17 protein-coding genes and 3 pseudogenes are annotated in these 22,258 nt (G+C 43.0%); 19 read left to right on the plus strand and 1 reads right to left on the minus strand.

The annotated features are described in order from the left end of the window. Positions 1–15: 15 nt before the first annotated feature. The 14 genes and pseudogenes from PRIP_RS03600 (at position 16) to PRIP_RS03665 (ending at position 15,153) form a co-directional block, all read left to right on the plus strand. Positions 16–1,359, plus strand: coding sequence for a DUF1254 domain-containing protein (locus PRIP_RS03600; protein ID WP_036099587.1), 1,344 nt, complete (start codon positions 16–18; stop codon positions 1,357–1,359). Between the two features lie 30 nt (positions 1,360–1,389). Next, on the plus strand, positions 1,390–1,737 hold the full coding sequence (locus tag PRIP_RS03605) for a membrane protein (RefSeq protein ID WP_036099553.1): 348 nt from the start codon (positions 1,390–1,392) through the stop codon (positions 1,735–1,737). 29 nt (positions 1,738–1,766) lie between these two features. Continuing rightward, positions 1,767–3,173, plus strand: coding sequence for a DUF1254 domain-containing protein (locus PRIP_RS03610; protein WP_036099555.1), 1,407 nt, complete (start codon positions 1,767–1,769; stop codon positions 3,171–3,173). Between the two features lie 148 nt (positions 3,174–3,321). Continuing rightward, complete coding sequence (gene coaBC / locus PRIP_RS03615) at positions 3,322–4,524, plus strand: bifunctional phosphopantothenoylcysteine decarboxylase/phosphopantothenate--cysteine ligase CoaBC (protein ID WP_077912892.1); 1,203 nt, start codon at positions 3,322–3,324, stop codon at positions 4,522–4,524. Between the two features lies 1 nt (position 4,525). Beyond that, positions 4,526–6,928, plus strand: coding sequence for a primosomal protein N' (priA, locus tag PRIP_RS03620; protein WP_036099559.1), 2,403 nt, complete (start codon positions 4,526–4,528; stop codon positions 6,926–6,928). A gap of 13 nt (positions 6,929–6,941) precedes the next feature. Beyond that, positions 6,942–7,886, plus strand: a complete 945-nt coding sequence (fmt, locus tag PRIP_RS03625) for a methionyl-tRNA formyltransferase (RefSeq protein ID WP_036099560.1) — start codon at positions 6,942–6,944, stop codon at positions 7,884–7,886. Beyond that, positions 7,883–9,221: pseudogene (rsmB, locus tag PRIP_RS03630) on the plus strand (16S rRNA (cytosine(967)-C(5))-methyltransferase RsmB). The gene fmt and the pseudogene rsmB overlap by 4 nt, the downstream one beginning before the upstream one ends. A 55-nt stretch (positions 9,222–9,276) precedes the next feature. Further along, on the plus strand, positions 9,277–10,035 hold the full coding sequence (locus PRIP_RS03635) for a Stp1/IreP family PP2C-type Ser/Thr phosphatase (RefSeq protein WP_036099561.1): 759 nt from the start codon (positions 9,277–9,279) through the stop codon (positions 10,033–10,035). Further along, positions 10,032–11,998: pseudogene (gene pknB, locus PRIP_RS03640) on the plus strand (Stk1 family PASTA domain-containing Ser/Thr kinase). Before PRIP_RS03635 ends, pknB begins: the two are co-directional and overlap by 4 nt. Positions 11,999–12,001: 3 nt before the next feature. After that, positions 12,002–12,889, plus strand: a complete 888-nt coding sequence (gene rsgA / locus PRIP_RS03645; RefSeq protein WP_036099562.1) for a ribosome small subunit-dependent GTPase A — start codon at positions 12,002–12,004, stop codon at positions 12,887–12,889. A 2-nt stretch (positions 12,890–12,891) separates the two neighbouring features. Further along, the gene (rpe, locus tag PRIP_RS03650; RefSeq protein ID WP_036099564.1) at positions 12,892–13,548 is read left to right on the plus strand and encodes a ribulose-phosphate 3-epimerase; all 657 of its coding nucleotides are present in this window, start codon (positions 12,892–12,894) and stop codon (positions 13,546–13,548) included. A 111-nt stretch (positions 13,549–13,659) separates the two neighbouring features. Then, positions 13,660–14,297 (plus strand): annotated as a pseudogene (locus PRIP_RS03655) (thiamine diphosphokinase). 12 nt (positions 14,298–14,309) lie between these two features. Next, entirely contained in the window at positions 14,310–14,669 is a 360-nt protein-coding gene (locus PRIP_RS03660) for a hypothetical protein (RefSeq protein WP_036099566.1), read from the plus strand. A 73-nt stretch (positions 14,670–14,742) separates the two neighbouring features. Continuing rightward, the gene (locus PRIP_RS03665) at positions 14,743–15,153 is read left to right on the plus strand and encodes a hypothetical protein (RefSeq protein WP_159101511.1); all 411 of its coding nucleotides are present in this window, start codon (positions 14,743–14,745) and stop codon (positions 15,151–15,153) included. Between the two features lie 139 nt (positions 15,154–15,292). On the opposite strand, the gene rpmB is transcribed toward PRIP_RS03665, so the two are convergent. Further along, positions 15,293–15,481, minus strand: a complete 189-nt coding sequence (gene rpmB / locus PRIP_RS03670) for a 50S ribosomal protein L28 (RefSeq protein ID WP_036085631.1) — start codon at positions 15,479–15,481, stop codon at positions 15,293–15,295. A 923-nt stretch (positions 15,482–16,404) separates the two neighbouring features. On the opposite strand from rpmB, the gene PRIP_RS03680 reads away from it, so the two are divergent. The 5 genes from PRIP_RS03680 to recG all read left to right on the plus strand — a co-directional run bounded on the left by PRIP_RS03680 (position 16,405) and on the right by recG (position 22,209). After that, complete coding sequence (locus PRIP_RS03680; protein ID WP_036069692.1) at positions 16,405–16,770, plus strand: Asp23/Gls24 family envelope stress response protein; 366 nt, start codon at positions 16,405–16,407, stop codon at positions 16,768–16,770. Positions 16,771–16,785: 15 nt separating this feature from the next. Further along, positions 16,786–18,444 carry a DAK2 domain-containing protein gene (locus tag PRIP_RS03685; protein ID WP_036099571.1) on the plus strand — a complete coding sequence of 553 codons (1,659 nt, stop codon included), beginning with the start codon at positions 16,786–16,788 and terminating at the stop codon, positions 18,442–18,444. A 110-nt stretch (positions 18,445–18,554) separates the two neighbouring features. Continuing rightward, positions 18,555–19,217, plus strand: a complete 663-nt coding sequence (sdaAB, locus tag PRIP_RS03690; protein ID WP_036099589.1) for an L-serine ammonia-lyase, iron-sulfur-dependent subunit beta — start codon at positions 18,555–18,557, stop codon at positions 19,215–19,217. 60 nt (positions 19,218–19,277) lie between these two features. Continuing rightward, positions 19,278–20,177, plus strand: coding sequence for an L-serine ammonia-lyase, iron-sulfur-dependent, subunit alpha (gene sdaAA, locus PRIP_RS03695; protein ID WP_036099572.1), 900 nt, complete (start codon positions 19,278–19,280; stop codon positions 20,175–20,177). Next, entirely contained in the window at positions 20,161–22,209 is a 2,049-nt protein-coding gene (recG, locus tag PRIP_RS03700) for an ATP-dependent DNA helicase RecG (protein WP_036099573.1), read from the plus strand. The genes sdaAA and recG overlap by 17 nt, the downstream gene beginning before the upstream one ends. Positions 22,210–22,258: the final 49 nt, after the last annotated feature.

Genomic DNA, 22,258 nt, shown 5'->3' on the forward strand with positions numbered 1-22,258 from the left:
CTGGAGGCTTTACTTATGATACAAAAACAATTAAACACGACTGAAAAACTTGCCATTGATGCCTATATTTATGGTTTTCCGTTACTATTTAATTTGGAACAGATGAAACGTTATGTAGAAGAAGGAATTGGCGCGAATTTAGCAGCACCTTTTAATCATTTTAGTCATGCTAAGACGCTAGCCACACCGGATGATACATTTGTTACGATTAATAATGATACGATTTATTCAATGGCGCAACTTGATTTAAGTGTGGGCCCGATTGTGCTTCATGTTCCTGATGTCGGTGATCGTTACTATGTTTTACAATTTGTAGATGCATGGACGAATAATTTTGCTTATGTTGGAAAAAGAGGAACTGGAACAAAGGCGGGAGACTTTTATCTCACCCCTCCTGGTTGGAGTGGAACGGTGCCTGAGAATATGAAACAAATCAAAGTGCCAACGCGCCTTGCATCGATTGTTGGGCGTTGGGTATGCGATGGTGAAGCGGATATTCCGAATGTCTCTGCACTTCAAGATTTGACAACGTTGACTGTGGTTAATGCGGATGTAGCGCCACTAGGGTTCCCAGAAGTTATCGAAACTATTCCAGAAGAAATTCAATTTTATGAGAAATTACGTGTCGCTATGCATGATTTAGTACCTTCACAGCAAGATGTTAAATTACAGCATACGTTTTTACCACTAGGCCTTGCGGAAGGAGAGAAATCACCGTTACTGCACCTAGAAAAAGATGTATATAACGCATTGAAAAATGGCCAGGTGATGGGACTTGCGACGATTAAGAAAACATTATTATCGGGTGTTGCAGACAGTGAAAACGGTTGGCGGCTTACATTCCATTCTTTTGACTACAACGCAGATTTTTTCGAAGTTGGAACAATCAATAGTCCTGAGTGGATTATAGCTGATCGTAAAGTAGCCATTGTAGAGCGAGCGATTGCTGCAATGGGTGGTTTATGGGGAAATCATGGATATGAAGCGGCGTATGTTGCTACGTGGACGGATGCGGATGAAAAAACATTAAATGGTGCCAATGATTACACATTAACACTAAATCCAGTGCCGCCAGTTGATGCTTTTTGGTCCATCACGATGTATGATGCACCTGATTTCTATTTAGTAGATAACCCAATTCAACGTTACTCTATTGGTGATAGAACACCAGGTATCCAATATGAAGAAGATGGTTCATTAACGATTTATATGTCGGTAGAAGAGCCCAAAGATCCAAAAAAACGAGCGAATTGGTTGCCGACGCCAGCAGGTGATTTCCGTCCTGTTATGCGAATGTACCAACCAGATAAGAGTGTAATAGCTCGGGAATATCACTTCCCAGCAATCAAGAAAGTATAGAACATTTTCAATAGGTCAGGGGAGAGTAATATGGCAAAAAAAGGAGCAGTTATCACTAGTTGTGCAGGAGCCATAATTGGTTTGATTGTGGGGATTTGGCTTGTTGTTTCAGGAGATAATTGGCATGATTATATCCAAACATTTACGTATTTAAGTGGGGTAGTAGGCAATCAATTGGAAGCGTTAGGTTGGATTACCGTAGGTTTTTCAGCATTGGCGCTAGTAGCTGGGCTTTCTATTCCAAAACGCCCAATGGCTTGGGGACTTCTTCTTTTAGCGATTGGTGTTTTGATGTTTTTCTTTATCGGTACAGCTTGGGTCGTATCGGGTATTTTATTAATTATCGGCGGCTTGATGAGCATTTTTAAAAGTGAATAACAAAAAATGAATCAACAGGAGGAAACAAGATGGAACAGTCAAAATTTGATACATTACAAGGCATTCAAACAATTGGGGAACTTCCAACTAGGAATTCTATCGCCACATTGTTTGCGGAAATGGATTTTTATCAAGCAACGCAGCTTTATTTGTGGGGATTGCCACTTGTGACATTTGCGGAATGGCAACGAATCCATGAAGAAGAATTTGGGGCAACGAGTGGAGACTTAGTTACTTATGTTGGGTATGAGGATTTGGCGGGAATTATTACGGCGAACGCAACGACACCCTACACCATGGGATTTATTGATCTAGCAAAAACGGGACCAATGGTAATTGAAATACCAAAAGGACATATTGCTGGCGGTTTTTCTGATTTTTGGCAGCGTGAAGTTGCTGCAGTCGGAGAAATGGGACCTGATAAAGGACAAGGCGGTAAGTATATCTTGCTTCCTCCAGGGATGGGTGATAGTGAGGTGTATGCTGCACAAGGATACCATCAAATTCATAGTAAGATGATGAATGCTTTCTTTGGCTTACGGACACTTGATCCTGATCCGAATGTTTGCAAAGCTTTGGTAGAAAAAGTGAAAATATATCCGTACGCGAAAAAAGATGCAATCCCGCCGACACGTATTTTAACGCCAGCTGGTAAGAAGTATTTTGCTGGTCCTCCAAAAGGAATATTATATTGGGAGCGGCTTCAAAGCATGATTGCAAGGGAATCTGTAGAAGATCGCGATCGCATTTTTGCGCAATGGTTGGACAACTTAGGAGTTCGCAAAAATGCTTTTAATCCGACACCGCATCAAGTGGATGTTTTGACAGCGGCTGTAGAAAAGGGTGAGTTGATGGCACAGTCGAATTCTTTTGCAAAACGCATTGCTGGAACGCGTCATTGGGAAGACAAACATTGGGATTATGTCATGATTATCCCTGCATCTTCGCAAAGAGGTGAGGACTTTGACTATTTCTTTGAGCGAACTTCTTATTTTTATGAGGCAGTAACATACTCCAAAGCGATGATTTCAAAAACTCCAAATGTTGGTCAAGCGTATTTGGGAGCGTATACGGATAGTGAAGAGAACTGGCTTGATGGTAGCAAAAACTATATATTGCGCATTCCAGCTAATCCTCCAGCAGTTAACTTCTGGTCGATTACGGTATATGATTCTGCAACGCGCTGTTTAATACAAAATGAACAAAAGAATGCAGATATTTCATCACGTAAAGCGATTGAGGTTAATGCAGATGGCTCTGTCGATATTTATTTTGGGCCAGAAGCGCCTGTGGGTCACGAATCCAATTGGGTACAAACAAACAGAAATGCCCACTGGTTTACGTATTTGCGTTTGTACGGACCAACAGAGCAGTATTTCGATAAGTCTTGGGAAATGGATGATATTGAAATGATACAGACTGCGGTTATGGTATAAATGTAGTGGATATTATATAGTAAAGCTAGGAATCGGTGAAGAAAAAACTGATTCCTAGCTTTTTCTTCACCTTTCTAACTCACAACACTGTTTTTTCAGGCATTAAAACGGTATAATTAACGGGAAGGTGAAAGAGGTGACCTAGATGTTGAGTGGAAAAAATATCTTACTCGCGGTTTCGGGTGGAATCGCTGTTTATAAAGCTGTCGCACTTACGAGTAAATTGACGCAGGCTGGCGCGAACGTAAAAGTGATGATGACGAAAAGTGCGCAGGAGTTTGTGCCACCGCTGTCGTTTCAAGTATTGTCGCGAAATGATGTGTATACGGATACGTTCGATGAGAAAGATTCGGGTGTTGTGGCACACATCGATTTGGCGGACTGGGCGGATTTAGTGATTGTGGCACCAGCGACGGCAAATGTGATTGGTAAAATGGCAAACGGCATAGCGGATGATATGGTGACGACGACGCTGCTTGCAACGGAAGCGCCGATTTGGATTGCGCCAGCGATGAATGTACATATGATAGCGCATCCGGCGGTGGTTCGGAATATTAATCAGCTGTACGCAGACGGGGTTCGTTTTATTGAGCCAAGCGAAGGCTATTTGGCTTGCGGATACATTGGACGTGGGCGTTTGGAAGAGCCTGAACGAATTGTTGGGCATTTGACGGCTTATTTTACGGGGCAGAATACGACGCTTGCCGGACGGAAGGTCGTTATTACGGCGGGAGCGACGATTGAGAAGCTTGATCCCGTGCGTTATTTTACGAATCATTCGACGGGCAAAATGGGCTTTGCGGTTGCGGAAATAGCGGCCCGGTATGGTGCGGAGGTCGTATTGGTGACGTCATCGACGAAGTTGCCGGTGCCACACGGTGTCGCGGTGCACTATATCGAGACGGCACAGGAAATGTACGATGAGGTGATGAAACATCAAGATTCGGCGGACATTTTTGTGATGAGTGCCGCAGTGGCAGATTATACGCCAAAAGTAATCCATGAACACAAAATTAAGAAGCAACCGGGCGATTTTGCGATTGAGATGGTGCGTACGAAAGATATTTTGGCGGAAATCGGGCAGAAGAAGCGTGACACGCAAGTCGTGATTGGCTTTGCTGCAGAAACGCAAAATGTAAAAGAGAATGCGCTGAAAAAACTGCATAGCAAAAACGCAGATATGATTGTAGCGAATAATGTGGCGCAAATAGGTGCTGGTTTTGGTGTGGATACGAATCAGGTAACTTTTTACGGACATGATGATGCCGAAACGGTTTTCCCGTTATTGTCAAAACAAGAGGTAGCGCGCGAAATTATAGAACAAGCTGCGCGTTTTTTGGAGGAAAAGTAATATGCAAAAAATAGCCCAAGTTATTGTGGATGTGCCAGCGATGCAAGTTGACCGCCCATTTGATTACTTGATTCCCGAAGCTTGGCGCGATATTGTTTGTCCTGGTATGCGGGTATCGGTTCCTTTTGGAAATCGGGTGTTGCAAGGGTTTGTCGTTGGGACGTCTGATTCGAGCGAGTTCTCGAAATTAAAAGAGATTCGGGAAATGATGGATTTGGCGCCGGTGATTAATGAGGAATTGTTGTCGCTTGGAGATTGGATTGCCGAAGAAACGCTAGCTTACCGCATTACGGCGTATCAGGCGATGTTACCTGCGGCGTTGAGGGCAAAATACGAGAAGTATTTTGTCTTGTTGGATATGGCGAACGATGAGGCAGAACGGCTTTTTGAGGGCTACGAAACGATGGATTGGAAAAAAGCAGAACAGTTTGGCGCTTTACCAACTTTACAAAAATGGCTCAAAAATGGCACGGTAGATCTTGTGTATCAAGTGAAAACGAAAGTGACGAAAAAGACGATGCGCGCTGTGCGCTCGCTTTGTTCGGTGCAACAATTAGAGGATGCCATCGCGGGACTTTCGAAATCGGCCAAAGCGCAGATTAAGATTTTGCAGTTCTTCCAAGTGTTTGATGGGGATTTTATTACGATGAAAGAATTGCGGGAACGTGTACAGACAACAGATGCCACGATTCAGAAGGTAGCTTCACTTGGCTTGATTGAAATTTTTGATCAGCATGTGTCGCGAGATCCTTACGAGAATCATAATTTTGAAGCGAGTAAACCTTTGTCGTTGTTGCCGGATCAGCAGGCAGCTCGGGATGCGATTGTGCATGCTACGCAAACGAGGAATCAAGAGACGTTTCTTTTGTACGGTGTGACAGGAAGCGGGAAAACAGAGATTTATTTGCAGTCGATTGAAGCTGTTTTGGCGGAAGGGAAAGAAGCAATTGTGCTCGTGCCTGAGATTTCGCTGACGCCACAGATGGTGGAGCGATTTAAGAGCCGTTTTGGTAAACAGGTTGCAGTCCTTCATAGTGCGCTTTCGGCGGGCGAGAAGTACGATGAATGGCGCAAAATTGAGCAAGGAAAAGCCAAAGTCGTTGTTGGTGCGCGTTCTGCGGTGTTTGCTCCGTTTTTGAATTTAGGTATTATTATTATTGATGAAGAGCATGAAACAAGCTATAAACAAGAAGATAATCCCCGGTATCATGCGCGTGATGTGGCGATTGAGCGGGCAAAGCGACATGGCTGCCCGGTTGTGCTTGGCAGTGCGACACCATCTCTGGAATCTTTTGCGCGAGCTGGGAAAAAGCGGTACACATTGCTGGAATTGCCGACGCGTGTGAATGATTCTGCGCTTCCGGAAGTCACGGTGGTGAATATGAGTGAGGAATTGCGAAACGAGAATCGGACGGAGTTTTCCACGTTGTTGTTGGAGAAAATAAAGGATCGTCTGGCGAAGAAAGAACAAGTTGTATTACTGCTGAATCGGCGTGGGTACTCGTCGTTTGTGATGTGTCGCGATTGTGGTTACGTGGTGGAATGTCCGAATTGCAGTATTTCGCTGACGTATCACCAAGCGCACAATCAGATGAAATGCCATTATTGTGGCTATCAAGAAGCGGTGCCACACCATTGTCCGAGTTGCGAAAGTGAGCAAATTCGCTATTTCGGAACAGGGACGCAAAAAGTACAAGAAAGTCTCGCTAAACTAATTCCAGAGGCACGCGTAATCCGGATGGATGTAGATACGACGGCGAAAAAAGGTTCGCATGAAAAACTGTTGAATCAGTTTCGTGATAAAGAAGCCGATGTGCTACTCGGGACGCAAATGATTGCTAAAGGACTTGATTTTCCAGATATTACGCTGGTTGGTGTGTTAAATGCGGACACGATGCTACATTTGCCAGATTTTCGAGCTTCGGAGAAAACGTTTCAGTTGTTGACGCAAGTAAGCGGTCGCGCTGGACGGCATCTGTTGACTGGGGAAGTGGTTGTCCAGAGTTATAATCCTGAACATTACAGTATTCAATACGCGAAAATGCATGATTATTTAGGGTTTTACCATCATGAAATGCGTGTTCGCAAAATGGGATCGTATCCGCCGTTTTATTATTTGACGCTGATTAATGTGAGTGACGAAAATGAGATGAAAGCCGTGCGGACGATTCAGGAAATCACGCAATTTTTGCAAGGAAAGTTGGGACCTGATGCGATTATTTTAGGTCCTGTTCCGAGTTCGATTGCGCGAATCAAGAATAAATATCGCTATCAATGTATGATTAAGTATAAAGTCGAACCGCAACTAAAAGTGGAACTTAAAAATATTTTGCAACACTATCAAAAAGAGCAAGTCAAAGGACTGACGATCACGATGGATGTGCAACCGTTTGTGATGATGTAAAGGAGAAATGAGCATGACAAAAATAATTTTTATGGGAACACCGACTTTTTCGGTGCCTGTTTTAGAGGCAGTGGCGGATCAATATGAGGTGATTGCGGTTGTGACGCAGCCGGATCGTGCGGTGGGGCGTAAGCGTGTGTTGACGCCACCGCCAGTGAAGGAAGCTGCTGTAGCGCGAGGGCTTCCTGTGTACCAACCGGAGAAGTTGCGGGACTCAGAGGAGCTTGCATTACTGATTGACCTTGGCGCAGATTTGATTGTGACAGCGGCTTATGGACAGATTTTGCCGAATGTATTGTTAGAAGCGCCCAAACATGGCTGTATTAACGTCCATGCATCGCTTTTGCCAGAATATCGTGGTGGTGCACCAGTGCATTATGCGATTTTAGACGGGAAAACGGAGACGGGCGTGACGATTATGTACATGGTGGAGAAGCTGGACGCAGGCGATATGTTAGCGCGACGTTGCATTCCGATTACAGATGAGGACAATGTGGGAACGATGTTTGAGAAGCTGAGCGAGGTTGGTGCGTCGCTTTTGATGGACACATTGCCAGATCTTCTAGCTGGGAAAATTACACCGGAACCGCAAAATCCAGAAAACGTGACGTTTGCGCCGAATATTAAACGTGAACAAGAAAAAATCGACTGGACACGGGAGGGACGCGCGATTTTCAACCATATTCGTGGCCTTTCACCATGGCCGGTGGCTTATACGACGCTTGCCGGAAATAATTTTAAAATTTGGCAGGCGCATTTGGAAGAAACGGATACCGTTTTACCAGCAGGACAAGTGGCGCGGACGACAAAACACGATTTTGCTATTGCAACAGGTGATAAAACCGTGATTGTTCCAGAAATCGTTCAACTAGCAGGAAAACAAAAAATGGCTGTAGCTGACTATATGGCGGGAGCTGGGCAGCAGTTAAATACAGAAACAAGGTTCGGTGACGTATGAAAAAACCAGAAACAGTGCGCGAAATGGCGCTAGACTTAATTGAAAAAATCGAGAACAATCAATCATTTAGTCATCTACTAATCAATGATGCTTTGAAAAAAAGCGACTTAAATCCAATGGACCGCGCATTATTAACCGAGCTTGTTTACGGCACAACACAACGCCGCATCACGCTTGATTTCTACTTAGCGCCTTTCTTAAAAAAAAACACCAGAAAACTGGGTGCTTAATTTACTACGCCTTTCCGTGTATCAACTAACCTTTTTAGATAAAGTACCAGAGCATGCCATTTTGCATGAAGCAGGAGAAATTGCGCGAAATCGCGGACATGAAGGCGTGACTAAGTTTGTTAACGGTGTTCTGCGTAATGTTATTCGCAAAGGTGTACCAAAAATCGAGGATATTACTGATGAAACAACACGCATCGCTGTCGAAACGAGTTTGCCAACATGGTTAACCAAACGTTGGATTACACAATTTGGCTCTGAAAAAACACGCGAAATCGGGCTTTCTTTCATGGAAGCACCATCACAAAGCTTACGTGTCAACGAAAACAAAGTGACCGTCGCCGAGCTTCAAGCAGAACTTTCCGCACAAGGTATTGAAACTGAGCGAAATCCATACATTCCAGAAGCACTCATGATGGAAAAAGGCTCCATCACTGAAACTCAGGCGTATCATAATGGGCGTTGCACGATTCAGGATGAAAGTTCGATGCTTGTTGCCCACGCTTTGCAACTCGAAGATGGCTTACGCGTGCTAGATGCATGTTCTGCACCTGGCGGTAAAACAACGCATATCGGTGAAAAAATGCATAACACTGGCGAAATTATCGCGCTAGATATTCATCCGCACAAAACGAAACTCGTGGATAAAGCTGCAAAACGTCTCGACTTAACAAATATCACGACCAAGGAGCTTGATGCAAGAAAAGCGACCGAACAATTCGAAGCTACAAGTTTTGACCGTATTTTAGTAGATGCACCATGTACAGGCTTTGGTGTTTTACGCCGTAAACCGGACATTAAATATAGCAAAACTGAAGCAGATATCGTTAATTTAGCACAAATTCAAAAAGCAATTTTAGCCGAGGTTAGCACTTTGCTCAAAGAAAATGGTATATTAGTATATAGCACGTGTACGATTGATCAGCAGGAAAATCGTGGTGTCGTCGAAGCTTTCTTACAAACACATCCTGAATTCCAGCTAGAACGCGTACAACTTCCAGAGAAAATGCAAGCTTATGTGAAAGCAGATTACCTGGAACTAGTGCCAACCGATATTGGAAGTGATGGCTTTTTCATCGCATCGTTTCGTAAAAAACTAATTAAATAAGCTATAGAATGGCTATTTCCATGCCAATTCTGGTATTTTGTGAGGTGTAATGCAGATGCATGCAGAATTTAGAACAGACAGAGGAAAGATAAGAAATCATAACGAAGACAACGGTGGTATTTTTGAAAATAAATTAGGAAATCCGCTTGTTATTGTTGCCGATGGTATGGGAGGACATCGCGCTGGTGATGTTGCAAGTGAAATGGCTGTGCGATTGCTTAGTGAAATGTGGCAAGCAGTGTCCGAAATGCAAACAGCGGCTCAAATTGAAGCATGGTTTCGCGAAGCAATTCAAACAGTTAATGCTGAAATCGTAGCTCACGCAAAACAAGACGCTACATTACAGGGAATGGGAACTACGCTTGTTGCTGCCATTTTTTCAAACAGTCAAATCATCATTGCAAACGTTGGCGATAGTCGGGGTTATTTAATGAAAAATGGTATATTAGAACAGTTAACCGAAGATCACTCGCTTGTTAACGAACTTGTCCGAAAAGGCGAAATTTCTAAAGAAGCCGCGCAAAATCATCCACGTAAAAACATTTTGCTTCGTGCGCTAGGCATTGAAGGTAATGTCGAAACCGATGTCTTTATTTTGCCATTTCATCCCAAAGACCAACTATTGCTTTGTTCGGATGGGCTTTCCAACATGCTAACCGAACAAGAAATCGAAGCTATTTTGACAAGCAAGCGAACCTTGGCAGAAAAGGCTGATATTTTCATCTCCAAAGCTAATGCGAACGGCGGAGAAGACAATATTACGGTCTTGCTCTTAGAGAGAAATTTAGGGGAGAAGGGTAGGGATGTATCATGATGATTGGCAAGCGAATAAATGACCGTTACAAAGTAGTCAGCGCAATCGGTGGCGGCGGAATGGCCAATGTTTTTCTTGCACATGACATGATTCTTGATCGCAATGTAGCGGTAAAAGTCTTGCGCATTGATTTAGCGGACGAAAGCAACTTGATACGTCGCTTTCAACGCGAAGCACAGTCGGCAACGAGCCTAGTGCATCCGAACATTGTTAGCATTTACGATGTAGGCGAGGAAAACGACTTGCACTACATCGTAATGGAATACGTAGAAGGAATGGATTTAAAACAATACATCAATGAAAACCACCCAATCCCATTCGAAAAAGCTGTGGCTATCATGCTACAAATTGTATCAGCAGTATCCGTAGCACACAGTGCACATATCGTTCATCGCGATTTAAAACCGCAAAATATCTTAATTGATCATGATGGCGTAGTCAAAATTACTGATTTTGGTATCGCGATGGCACTTTCCGAAACATCTATTACGCAAACAAACTCATTATTAGGCTCTGTGCATTATTTATCACCAGAACAAGCACGGGGCGGAATGGCTACACAAAAATCAGACATCTATTCCCTCGGTATTGTCCTCTATGAACTGCTCACTGGAAAAGTCCCACATGACGGTGAATCTGCCGTTTCTATTGCCATCAAGCATCTACAAGCTACTATTCCATCGATTCGCGATCAAAACCCACAGATTCCACAAAGTCTGGAAAACATCGTGATTCGTGCGACAGCTAAAGATCCATTTTTACGCTATCAAACCGCAGAAGAAATGGAAGCTGATATAAAGACGGCGCTAAATCCTGAACGGCAAAATGAAGCAAAATATATTTTTCCAATGGAAGATGGCGATACAAAAACTATTCCAATCATCGCAACGAAAAATGCGATGCAGAATTTAGATGAAACCGTCGTAGCAGAGGTCATTGAAGAAAATTCGGACACTGAAGAAAAAACTGTCAAAAAAGAAAAAAGAGTAACAAGAAGAAAATTTGGATTATCTCAGCCGTCATTTTCCTTTTTGCTATTATTATCGTCGCATTATGGCTGATAGGCAGACCACCAGCAACCGTGAAGATTCCTAATGTCGAGAATGACACGAAAGAAACTGCCGTTCAGAAATTACAAGATGCAGGATTTGTCATCGGAGAAACATTCGAGAAAAATAGCGATAAGATTGACGAAGGAAACATCATTGAAACCGATCCAGAAATTGGTGCATCGGAAGAAAAAGGTTCTACGGTCAATTTATACATCAGTATTGGCGCAAAGAAAATTACGGTAGAAGACTATACTGGAAAATCCTACGACAGCGTAAAGCAAGTATTAGGGCAGCAAGGCTACAAAAAAGTTGGCTACACGGAAGAATACAGCGATAGCGTGGACTCAGGGACAATTATTTCTCAAGATCCAACAGCTGGAAGCGAAGTAGTCGCAGCTGACACTGAAATAAACTTTACAGTAAGCAAAGGTCCGCAACCGACGACATTAAAAGATTTGTCAGGTTTCAATCAAGTTGGATTAGACGATTATGCTAGCTCAAATGGTATTGATATTACAGTTAGCAAAGAAGAATACTCAGATACTGTTGGTGCAGGTCAAGTCATCTCGCAAAATCCAAAAGCGGGTGCTTCGCTTAACAAAGGTGATAAGGTAGAGGTTGTTATGAGTAAGGGACCGAAAGAAAAAGAAGTGAAGACGGTGAAACGGACGGTAAACATCCCGTATGAACCAGAAGATCCAAACGCAGACCCACTAGTACCTCAGCACATTCAAATCTATATCCAAGACAAGAATAATAGCATGACAACAGCATATAAAGAAATGGATATTACAAAAGATACGACAGAAACGCTAAGCTTTGATATTGAAGAAGGCACCCAAGGCGGTTATAAAGTCGTACGCGATAACACAGTAATTTTAGAAGAAACCATTGACTATCCAAACTCTTAAGAAATGAAGGTGACTTTTCTGGAAGGACAAATTATGAAGGCGTTAAGCGGTTTTTATTACGTATATTCAGATGGCAAAACCTATCAATGCCGCGCGCGAGGAAATTTTAGGAAGCGTGGATTGACCCCGCTTGTTGGTGATCATGTCGAATTTCAGGCGGAGAATTTAAAAGAAGGCTATGTGCTAGAACTTCTGCCCCGTAAAAATGCTTTAGTACGCCCGCCAATTGCCAATGTGGACCTAGCGTTGCTTGTATTTTCTGCGGTCGAACCCGATTTTTCAACGAATTTAGCAGACCGATTTTTAGTGGCAATCGAATTAGAGGACGTCGAACCAGTCATTTGTATTAGCAAAATGGATTTGGCAGATGAAGCCAGAAAAGCAGAAATCCAAGAATACAAGGCGATTTATGAAGAAGCTGGTTACCGCGTGTTATTGACTAATACGGAACTCGACAAAAATGCCATTTTTGACGTTATCGCTGGGAAAATTGCAGTTATCGCAGGTCAGTCAGGCGTTGGTAAATCTACATTGTTAAACGCTTTGAATCCGCAGTTAGATATTGAAACGGGCGTGATTTCGATGGTGTTAGGACGAGGCAAACATACAACGCGTCATGTGGAATTAATGACGATAGGTGATGGCTTTATTGCAGATACACCAGGCTTTAGCTCCATTGAAATGGACGAATTAACAACGGAAAACCTTCAATTTTGCTTTCCAGAAATCGACCGTCGCCGTGGCGAATGCAAATTCCGCGGTTGCAGTCATGAAAATGAACCGAAATGCGCGGTAAAAGACGCTGTCGAAGCAGGAGATATCGCCGCATTTCGCTATAAGCATTACTTGCAAATATTAACAGAAGTAAAAAACAAAAAAGAGAGGTATTAATTATGGGAAAAATTGCTCCATCAATACTTAGCGCAGATTTTGCAAACCTTGCAGCAGACATTAAAGAAGTAGAAAGCTACGGCGCGGACTACATTCATGTAGACGTTATGGATGGCCATTTCGTACCGAACATTACATTCGGACCGAGCGTTGTCAAAGCTATTCGGCCAGTCACGAAATTACCATTGGACGTTCATCTAATGATTGAAAATCCAGACCGCTATATTCCAGACTTTGCAAAAGCAGGTGCCGACTACATTTCTGTACACGTAGAAGCATGTCCACATTTGCATCGCACATTACAACTTATTCGTTCATTTGATGTCAAAGCAGGCGTTGTTTTAAATCCAGCGACTCCGATTGAAATGATTAAACATGTATTAGAAGAAGTTGACCTAATTTTATTTATGACTGTAAACCCAGGATTTGGCGGCCAGAGCTTCATCAAAGAAGTCCTGCCAAAAATCGAAGCGACAAAAGCTTTAATTGATGAAAAAAATCTGCATATCGAGATTGAAGTAGATGGCGGAGTAGACGATAAAACAGCTCCACTGTGCGTCGCAGCAGGTGCCAATGTTTTCGTTGCAGGTTCGTATATTTATGGGAGTAAAAACCGTGAGAAGGCGATGGATAAGTTAAGAGAGGTTGTTGGAGACTAGTCGAAAGAAAAATTAGAACGGCTAGTAGCCCTTTGCGCCCCAAAGGGTGGTCGTTGTAGATTTTAAGACGCCTAACTGCTTATTCACACACTCAAAGAAAGGAGCCACCCAATGAAAACGATACATATCATGGTCGGGGGGCCTGAATCTGAACTTCCAAATATTACAATCTATGACAAAACTATTCCTTGGATTGGCGTAGACCGCGGTGCTATTCGTCTCATCGAACGCGGAATCACACCAATCAGTGCGATGGGAGACTTTGATTCGTTATCTAGGACGGAACTCGAACACCTGAAAACCATTACAACTGTTACCGAGTTTCCAGCCGAAAAAAACGAGACCGACACGGAAATAGGTCTTCAGTGGGCGCTCAAACAAAACCCAGAAACCATCCGCATTTTTGGCGCCACGGGAGGACGACTGGACCATCTGCTTGCCAATTTAATGATGCTTATGCAACCTCGTTTTTTATCAGATATCGCGAAAATTGAACTCATTGATCGCTATAACTACATCAAAATGTACACACCAGGAAAATACACCGTTTCACGTTTACCAGACAAGAAATACGTTGCATTCACAACGATGGCAAATGTTGAAGGCTTAACTTTAACTGGATTCAAATATCCTTTAACCAATGCAAAATACCCATTTGGCGCAGCCTTTCGAGCAATGAATTCATCGCAGAAACAGGCACTTTTTCATTCCAAACAGGTTTAATTTTATTTATCCAAAGTAACGACTAGAAGGAGATCCCAATGAAAGATAACAGTGTTTTAATTACAAAGCGATCCAAAATAGCTTTAATTCTCATCATCATCGGACTTGCTTTAGGTGTCCTAGTCCAAATCCAGACATTCATTAATCTTGGAAAAAATGTAGATAACCCAATCCATGGCGCTATGCTGAGTATGACGTATATCGGGATTTTTTTCATGCTAATCGCAATCATTGGCCTTATATACCTTATTCGCAAAAGCTACTACAAAGCGGGGTTGACTCTGACAATCACCGGAATCGCCTGTGCTATTTTTGTTAATCCATTTCCTGGAATCGCCATTTTAGTAGGCGGTGTCATTGCTTCTAATGTAGATAAGCTTGAAAAGGGCGAACGCTAAATGGCTAAGAAAATACTTATCACTTTTTCACTGTGTCTTATTTTTCTGTTAGGCGCCTGCTCGACGGCACCAAATGGCCTCAATGACAACAAAAGTAAAAGTCCAGACAAACAAGCTGACGAACTTGCAACAAGCATCATCCAAGATATTTTTGCCAAAAAAAGAACTTGCATTAAAAGGGGCTAGCCCACCGAAATATCATAGCACTTATCAAGAGATAATTGATGGAAAAGACTACCTGTATGGCGCCTACTATCAAAAAGACAAGATTCACTATCTTTTCACATTTATCGACAAAGAGACGCCAGAAAAATTAGAACTAACCCTCCAAAAAATAGACAGCAACTGGAAGCTAACCGCACTAAACCCTTGGAAAACAAAAGGTACAGGTCTAACAGAAAAAGAAATATTCAATAAAATTGGCAAGGGAACAGGTGACCAAATACGTATTTTCAACCGTGGAGCAACATTTATGCGGTTATAGATTTGACAGTGTTAACCGGTCAATGTACACAAATAAGCAGGCAATCACATCCCTTTTTGCGGAGGAGATGTGATTGCCTGCTTGTTTATGGTAGCAAGAAAAAATGCAGTTGCCCGAAGACACTGCATCCATTTTCTTATTAAACGCGTTCAACTTTACCAGATTTAAGCGCACGAGCAGAAACCCAAACTTTTTTAGGTTTGCCATTTACTAAAATACGAACCTTTTGCAAGTTTGCTTTCCAAGTACGTTTACTCGCATTCATCGCATGGGAACGTTTGTTACCAGAACGAGACTTACGGCCTGTAATTACACATTCTTTTGCCATCGTTATTTCCCTCCTTACAGAGCTACTTCAAAAAAGCTGCTTATCATCTATCGCATAAAAAATAGCTTTTTGTTTTTCATACACTACAATAATTTATCATAAACAAACCCCAATTGCAACCTCTTAAGCGAAAAACCTGCAAAGAATTTTTACTTGACAGCCCGAAAAGCCGAACACGCCCGTTAGCTCCGACAAAAACTGGAGCGGCCGCAGTAAAAATCCTCTTTTGATTTTTGCGGAGGGCGCGAAGTTTTCGAGGAGTTGGCATGTGAGGCTGGACAAGCCCGAAAAACCGAACGGGCTCACCCAGCTCCGACAAAAACTGGAGCAGGCGCAGTAAAAAGCCGCTCTTGCTTTTTATTGGAGGCTGTGAAGTTTTCGAGGAGCTAGCCCGTGAGGCTAGACACCAAATCAGACGGGCTACCCAAGATGGAAAACTAGTCACAAGTAAAAACATGACGGTAGCCTTGTCTTCAGAAAATCCAAACCCAGCAAACAAGCATGCGTCCCCGCTAAAAAAGCTCTCCGTCCAATCCTCCATTTATCCAAAATACCCGTCACCTCAACCCAAAGGATTACATCCTCACTTCGCTCACATGCATATTGCAGCTCTAACTCAGTCAGGCATAGCGAACGTAAACGTTAGAAAAAATACCCATTCCATTTCCCGCTAGTTTAAGTTTACCGTCACCTACCAACTAAAGGATTACATACTCGCTCTAGCTCCTATGCATATTGAGACTCTAATTCAGCAAACTACGCTTCAAAAGAGTCACAACAACAAACTCCTTCCCAACCCCTCGTTAATATAGTAGAATAGAGAAGTACAGCAATGTAAGTATAATTTTTAATAGCTAACTAAAGCGCTCGTGTTTCGCGAAGCACTTTTACCAACCTTACTTAATTAAGGAGGAACTAGAAAGATGACAATTGAAATGGAAACAAAACTTGGAAAAATTGACATTACGACAGATGTAATCGCCACACTCGCAGGCGGGGCTGCGGAGGAAAATTTCGGTATTGTAGGTATGGCGAGTCAGCATCAAATCCGCGATGGCTTGACCGATATTTTGCGCCGCGAGAACTACACGAAAGGTGTTATTGTTCGTCAAGAAGACGATGGTTTGAATATTGATATGTATATAATCGTCGGTTTCGGAACTAAAATATCAGAAGTTGCGCATAACGTACAAGAACGCGTGAAGTATACATTAGAAAAAACGTTGGGCATCACAGTAGATTCTGTGAATATCTATGTCCAGGGTGTCCGTGTGACGAACGAAGCATAAGGAGGATACGTAATCGTGGGGATGTATCAGTTAAATGGAGAGAAATTAGCGGCAATGATCGCGGCAGGAGCAGAAAACTTAGCAAAAAATGCTGACTTTGTTGATTCATTAAATGTATTTCCGGTGCCAGATGGCGATACGGGAACAAATATGAATTTATCAATGACAAGCGGTGCCCAAGAAGTTGGACGGAATAGTTTAACAACGGTCGGCACGGTTGGAGCAAGTCTAGCTAAAGGCTTACTTATGGGGGCACGCGGTAACTCAGGCGTTATTTTATCCCAACTGTTTCGCGGTTTTTCAAAAGCCATTGAAGGTAAAACGGAACTAAATACTAAAGAATTCGCCGCAGCATTCACAGCGGGTGTTGAAACGGCTTATAAAGCGGTTATGAAACCAGTCGAAGGTACCATTCTGACCGTTGCACGTGAAGCAGCCAAAGCAGGAGCTATCGCGGCAAATGAATCCGAAGACATCGAGTTTGTGATGCAACAAATTTTAGAAAAAGGTAAAATTGTCCTTGCAAAAACGCAAGAAATGCTACCAGTCCTAAAAGAAGTTGGCGTTGTCGATAGCGGTGGGCAAGGTTTAATCATTATTTACGAAGGATTCTACGCAGCGTTAACTGGAAAAGAAGAAGGCATGACGAACTACACAGCATCCATGGGTGAACTTATTAACGCGGAACACCATCGCCACGTCCAAGATTTCATGTCAACAGAAGACATTATTTACGGCTATTGTACAGAAATCATGGTGCAAATTGACGAAAATAAAACAGGTCAAAAGAAATTTAACGAAGAACAGTTCCGCGATGACCTTGCCGAAATGGGTGACTCTTTACTTGTTGTTGCTGATGACGAAGTAGCTAAAGTACACGTGCATACCGAGTATCCAGGAAATGTCTTGAACTACGGCCAACAATATGGGAGCCTGATTAAACTAAAAATCGAAAACATGCGCGAACAACATCGCGAAGTCGTCAAAGATAAACCAGCAGAAGACTCTAAAAAAGCGCCATATGGCATTGTGACGGTTTCAGTCGGAGATGGCATCAAACGTTTATTCGAAAGCGTTGGCGCAACAGTAGTACTTTCAGGTGGACAAACGATGAATCCAAGTACAGAAGACATTGTAAAGGCAATCGAGTCCGCAAATGCCGAACAAGTTTTTGTTTTACCGAACAACAAAAACATCCAAATGGCAGCGGATCAAGCGGCACTAATTCTGGGTGATGACAAAGTGAAAATCATTCCAACAAAAACGATTCCTCAAGGTTTGGCGGCATTACTTGTTTTCCAAGCAGAAGAATCATTTGAAAATAATGCCAATGAAATGATTGCTGCTATCCAAGACGTATCAAGTGGTCAAGTAACAACCGCCGTACGTGATACAACTGTTGAAGGTGTAACAATTAATAAAGACGACTATATTGGTATCGTAGAAGGCGATATTAAAATTAGTAATCCAAGCCTAGAAGCAGCAACGATAGCCACACTAACAAAAATGGTAGATGACTACAGCGAAATCGTTACATTGCTTTACGGAGCTGATGTTACAGAAGCTGATGCAGAAAAAATAGCCGAAGAAGTATCCAACCAATTCCCAGATATTGAATTCGAAATTCATTCTGGTGGACAACCCGTTTATCCGTATATCTTTTCCGTAGAATAATGCATTTCGGTGCGGTAAGATAATGTCCACTGCACTGTAAATTTAATTTTTAGTTATTATAGACATAGCAATAAATAGCATTTTATGAAATCATGAAGGGGCGAGGCATGATGAAATTTAATAGTGTATTTGATATTATTGGACCAGTGATGATTGGGCCTTCAAGTTCGCATACAGCTGGAGCTTGTCGGATTGGAGCTGTTGCGCGTAGCGTATTCAATGAAATGCCGATGCAAGTGGACATTCATTTGTATGGTTCTTTTGCAAAAACGTATAAAGGTCATGGCACAGATGTTGCTTTAATAGGCGGCTTACTTGGTTTTGAAACGGACGACGAGCGGATGCCAGATGCGATGAAGCTTGCTGAAAAATGGGGAATGCATATTAATTTCATCGAGGAAATGGAAGAAGCACCTCACCCCAATACAGTAAAGCTAGTGCTAAAAAATGGTATGCAACAAACCACATTAGTTGGCGCATCAATTGGTGGCGGTAAAATTGAAATTGTGCGCCTTAATGAATTCGAATTAGAATTTACCGGAACGTCACCCGCTGTTTTAGTTTTGCATAAAGATCGATTTGGCGCGATTGCTTCTGTATCTGGAATTTTTGCGAAGCATGAAATTAACATTGGTCAAATGAAAGTGTCTCGCAAAGTAAAAGGTGACGAAGCTCTAATGGTTCTTGAAGTCGATCAGCGTGTCGAGCAATCGGTTTTGGATGAAATTAAGCAGTTGCCAGATATTTATCAAGTGGCGAGTTTTATTTTGTAGAAAAGTGGTGCAATTATGCTCCATTTTTCTCGTACGTAATGAGAAATAGGAGGTAATAAAATGTTCCACACAGTTGCTGAATTAATAGATATCGCGAATCGTAAAAATAAGCCGATTTCAGAAATCATGATTGAGCGCGAAATGCATGTTACAGGAAATTCGCGAGAAACTATTTTGGAAGTAATGGATCGTAATTTAACCGTTATGGAGGCGGCGATTAGTCGCGGAGAAGATGGCGTAGAATCAACGACTGGTCTTACTGGTGGGGATGCTGTTTTAATGCGTGAATATATCGCAAAAGGAAATATGCTTTCTGGTGAAGTGATTCTGGATGCTGTAGCGAAAGCAATTGCTACAAACGAAGTAAATGCAGCGATGGGTGTCATTTGTGCGACGCCTACTGCTGGTAGTGCAGGTGTTGTTCCTGGTGTTTTATATGCAGTGAAAGATCGGCTAGAGATGTCTCGTGAAGCGATGTTGCGTTTCTTATTCACGGCAGGTGCATTCGGTTTTGTTGTGGCTAATAAAGCGTTTATTTCAGGCGCAGCAGGTGGTTGCCAAGCAGAAATTGGTTCCGCTAGTGCGATGGCATCGGCGGCCATTGTAGAAGCTGCGGGAGGCACACCAGAACAATCAGCCGAAGCGATGGCGATGACGATGAAAAATATGTTAGGTCTTGTTTGCGATCCAGTTGCTGGTCTCGTAGAAGTCCCTTGCGTCAAACGTAACGCGCTAGGAGCTTCACAGGCGATGATTTCAGCAGATATGGCATTAGCAGGCATAAAAAGTAGAATTCCATGTGATGAAGTAATAGAGGCGATGTACCGCGTTGGGTTACAAATGCCCAGTTCATTGCGTGAAACAGGTGAAGGAGGTCTAGCGGCAACACCTACTGGTAGGGCAGTACAAAGAAAGATCTTTGGTTTGTCGCCGCAAGAAGAACGTGAAGAATCTGAATGAAATTCCAGTCACTGATGTCAAAGGCGTCGGTGCGGAAACCGCGAAAGCATTAAAAGAATTAGATATAGAGACAGTTGCCGATTTACTTTTTAATTTCCCGTATCGATATGAAGATTATCGCTTGCGGGATTTGTCCGAAGTAGCGCATGAAGAACGGGTGACGGTGCAAGGAGAAGTCCTGACCGAGCCCACTTTAGCCTATTACGGAAGAAAGAAATCCAAGCTGTCTTTTCGCGTTGCCTCCGGTCATCAAGTCGTCAAAGTCGATTTTTTTAACCAACCATACATAAAAGGAAAATTGGAGGTTGGCGACGAAGTAACTATTTCTGGAAAATGGGATAAAGGCCGCGCCCAAATTACAGCTAGCAAATACAAAAAAGGCCATCAGACCGCAGAAGAAGCACTAGAAGGAGTATACCGTCTCAAAGGCACCATCCGCAATAAAACACTTCTTAAATTCACCGTCGCGGCATTCGATACATACGGCGATGACATCGTTGAAATTTTGCCAGAAAAATGGTTGCAAAAATACCAACTGATTTCGCGCAAAGAAGCCGTCCAGTTTTTACATTTTCCAAAAAGCCCAGAAGACCTGAAACAAGCACGGCGTCGCATGGTGTACGAAGAGTTCCTGTTATTCCAACTCAAGATGCAGCTATTCCGAAAAATTGAACGCGAGCGCTCAGGAGGCATCTCCATCGACTACGACGTGAACGATTTGCGTCATTACATCGAAAGCTTGCCATTTCCACTAACCGATGCACAAAAACGCGTAGTCAACGAAATATGTGGTGACATGAAATCGCATTTCCATATGAATCGGCTGCTACAAGGTGACGTTGGATCAGGAAAAACCGTCGTGGCATCCATCGCACTTTACGCAGCAGCCAAAAGTGGCTTCCAAGGCGCTTTAATGGTCCCGACTGAAATTCTAGCCGAGCAACACGCCAACTCGCTTGTCGACTTACTCCAATCATTCGATGTCACCGTCGGATTACTCACCAGTAGTGTCAAAGGAAAACGCCGTCGTGAAATGCTAGCCCTTCTTGCAGAAGGACAAATCGATGTTCTCGTCGGCACACACGCCCTCATCCAAGAAGAAGTCACGTTTCAAAATCTGGGGCTCGTCATCACTGACGAACAACACCGATTTGGCGTTCAACAACGTCGCGTTTTACGAGAAAAGGGCACCTATCCGGACGTTCTTTTCATGACTGCCACGCCCATCCCACGGACTCTTGCCATTACTGCTTTTGGCGAAATGGACGTGTCTATCATTGACGAATTGCCAGCTGGGCGTAAACAAATCGAGACGTACTGGGTGAAACACCAAATGCTGGACCGGGTTATCGGTTTCATTGAACAAGAAATCCTAAAAGGACGCCAAGCCTATGTTATTTGTCCACTCATCGAAGAATCAGAAAAACTAGATGTCCAAAATGCGATCGATGTCTACAATATTCTAAACAATAAATGGAATGGTAAACACTCCGCTGGCCTCATGCACGGTAAATTGCTACCCGCGGATAAAGATCAAATTATGCGGGATTTCAATGACCACAAAATTGATTGTCTTGTCTCTACGACCGTCGTAGAAGTCGGCGTTAATGTACCAAATGCTACTATGATGGTTATCTACGACGCAGATCGATTCGGTTTGGCACAACTGCATCAACTGCGCGGTCGTGTCGGGCGTGGCGCGGAACAATCTTACTGCATCCTCATTGCCGACCCGAAAACAGAAGTCGGCAAAGAACGCATGACTATCATGACCGAAACCAATGACGGCTTCGTTGTTAGCGAGCGCGATTTAGAATTGCGTGGTCCAGGGGACTTCTTTGGTAAAAAACAAAGCGGTATCCCGGAATTCAAAGTGGCCGACATGGTGCACGATTACCGCGTGCTAGAAATCGCAAGGCAAGACGCTGTCGATATCATATACCACGATGGCTTCCTAGATACAGAGGAATACGCTTCATTACGCGCTTTTTTAGAGGCGAATGGCGTTTTTGACGAACAGAAATTAGACTAGCCACAGCCGTATAACTTGCATATTGCGAGCATTTTTTATATATTACTCT

Origin of the sequence: Paenilisteria riparia FSL S10-1204 (assembly GCF_000525995.1) — a bacterium.
Taxonomy (GTDB): domain Bacteria; phylum Bacillota; class Bacilli; order Lactobacillales; family Listeriaceae; genus Listeria_A; species Listeria_A riparia.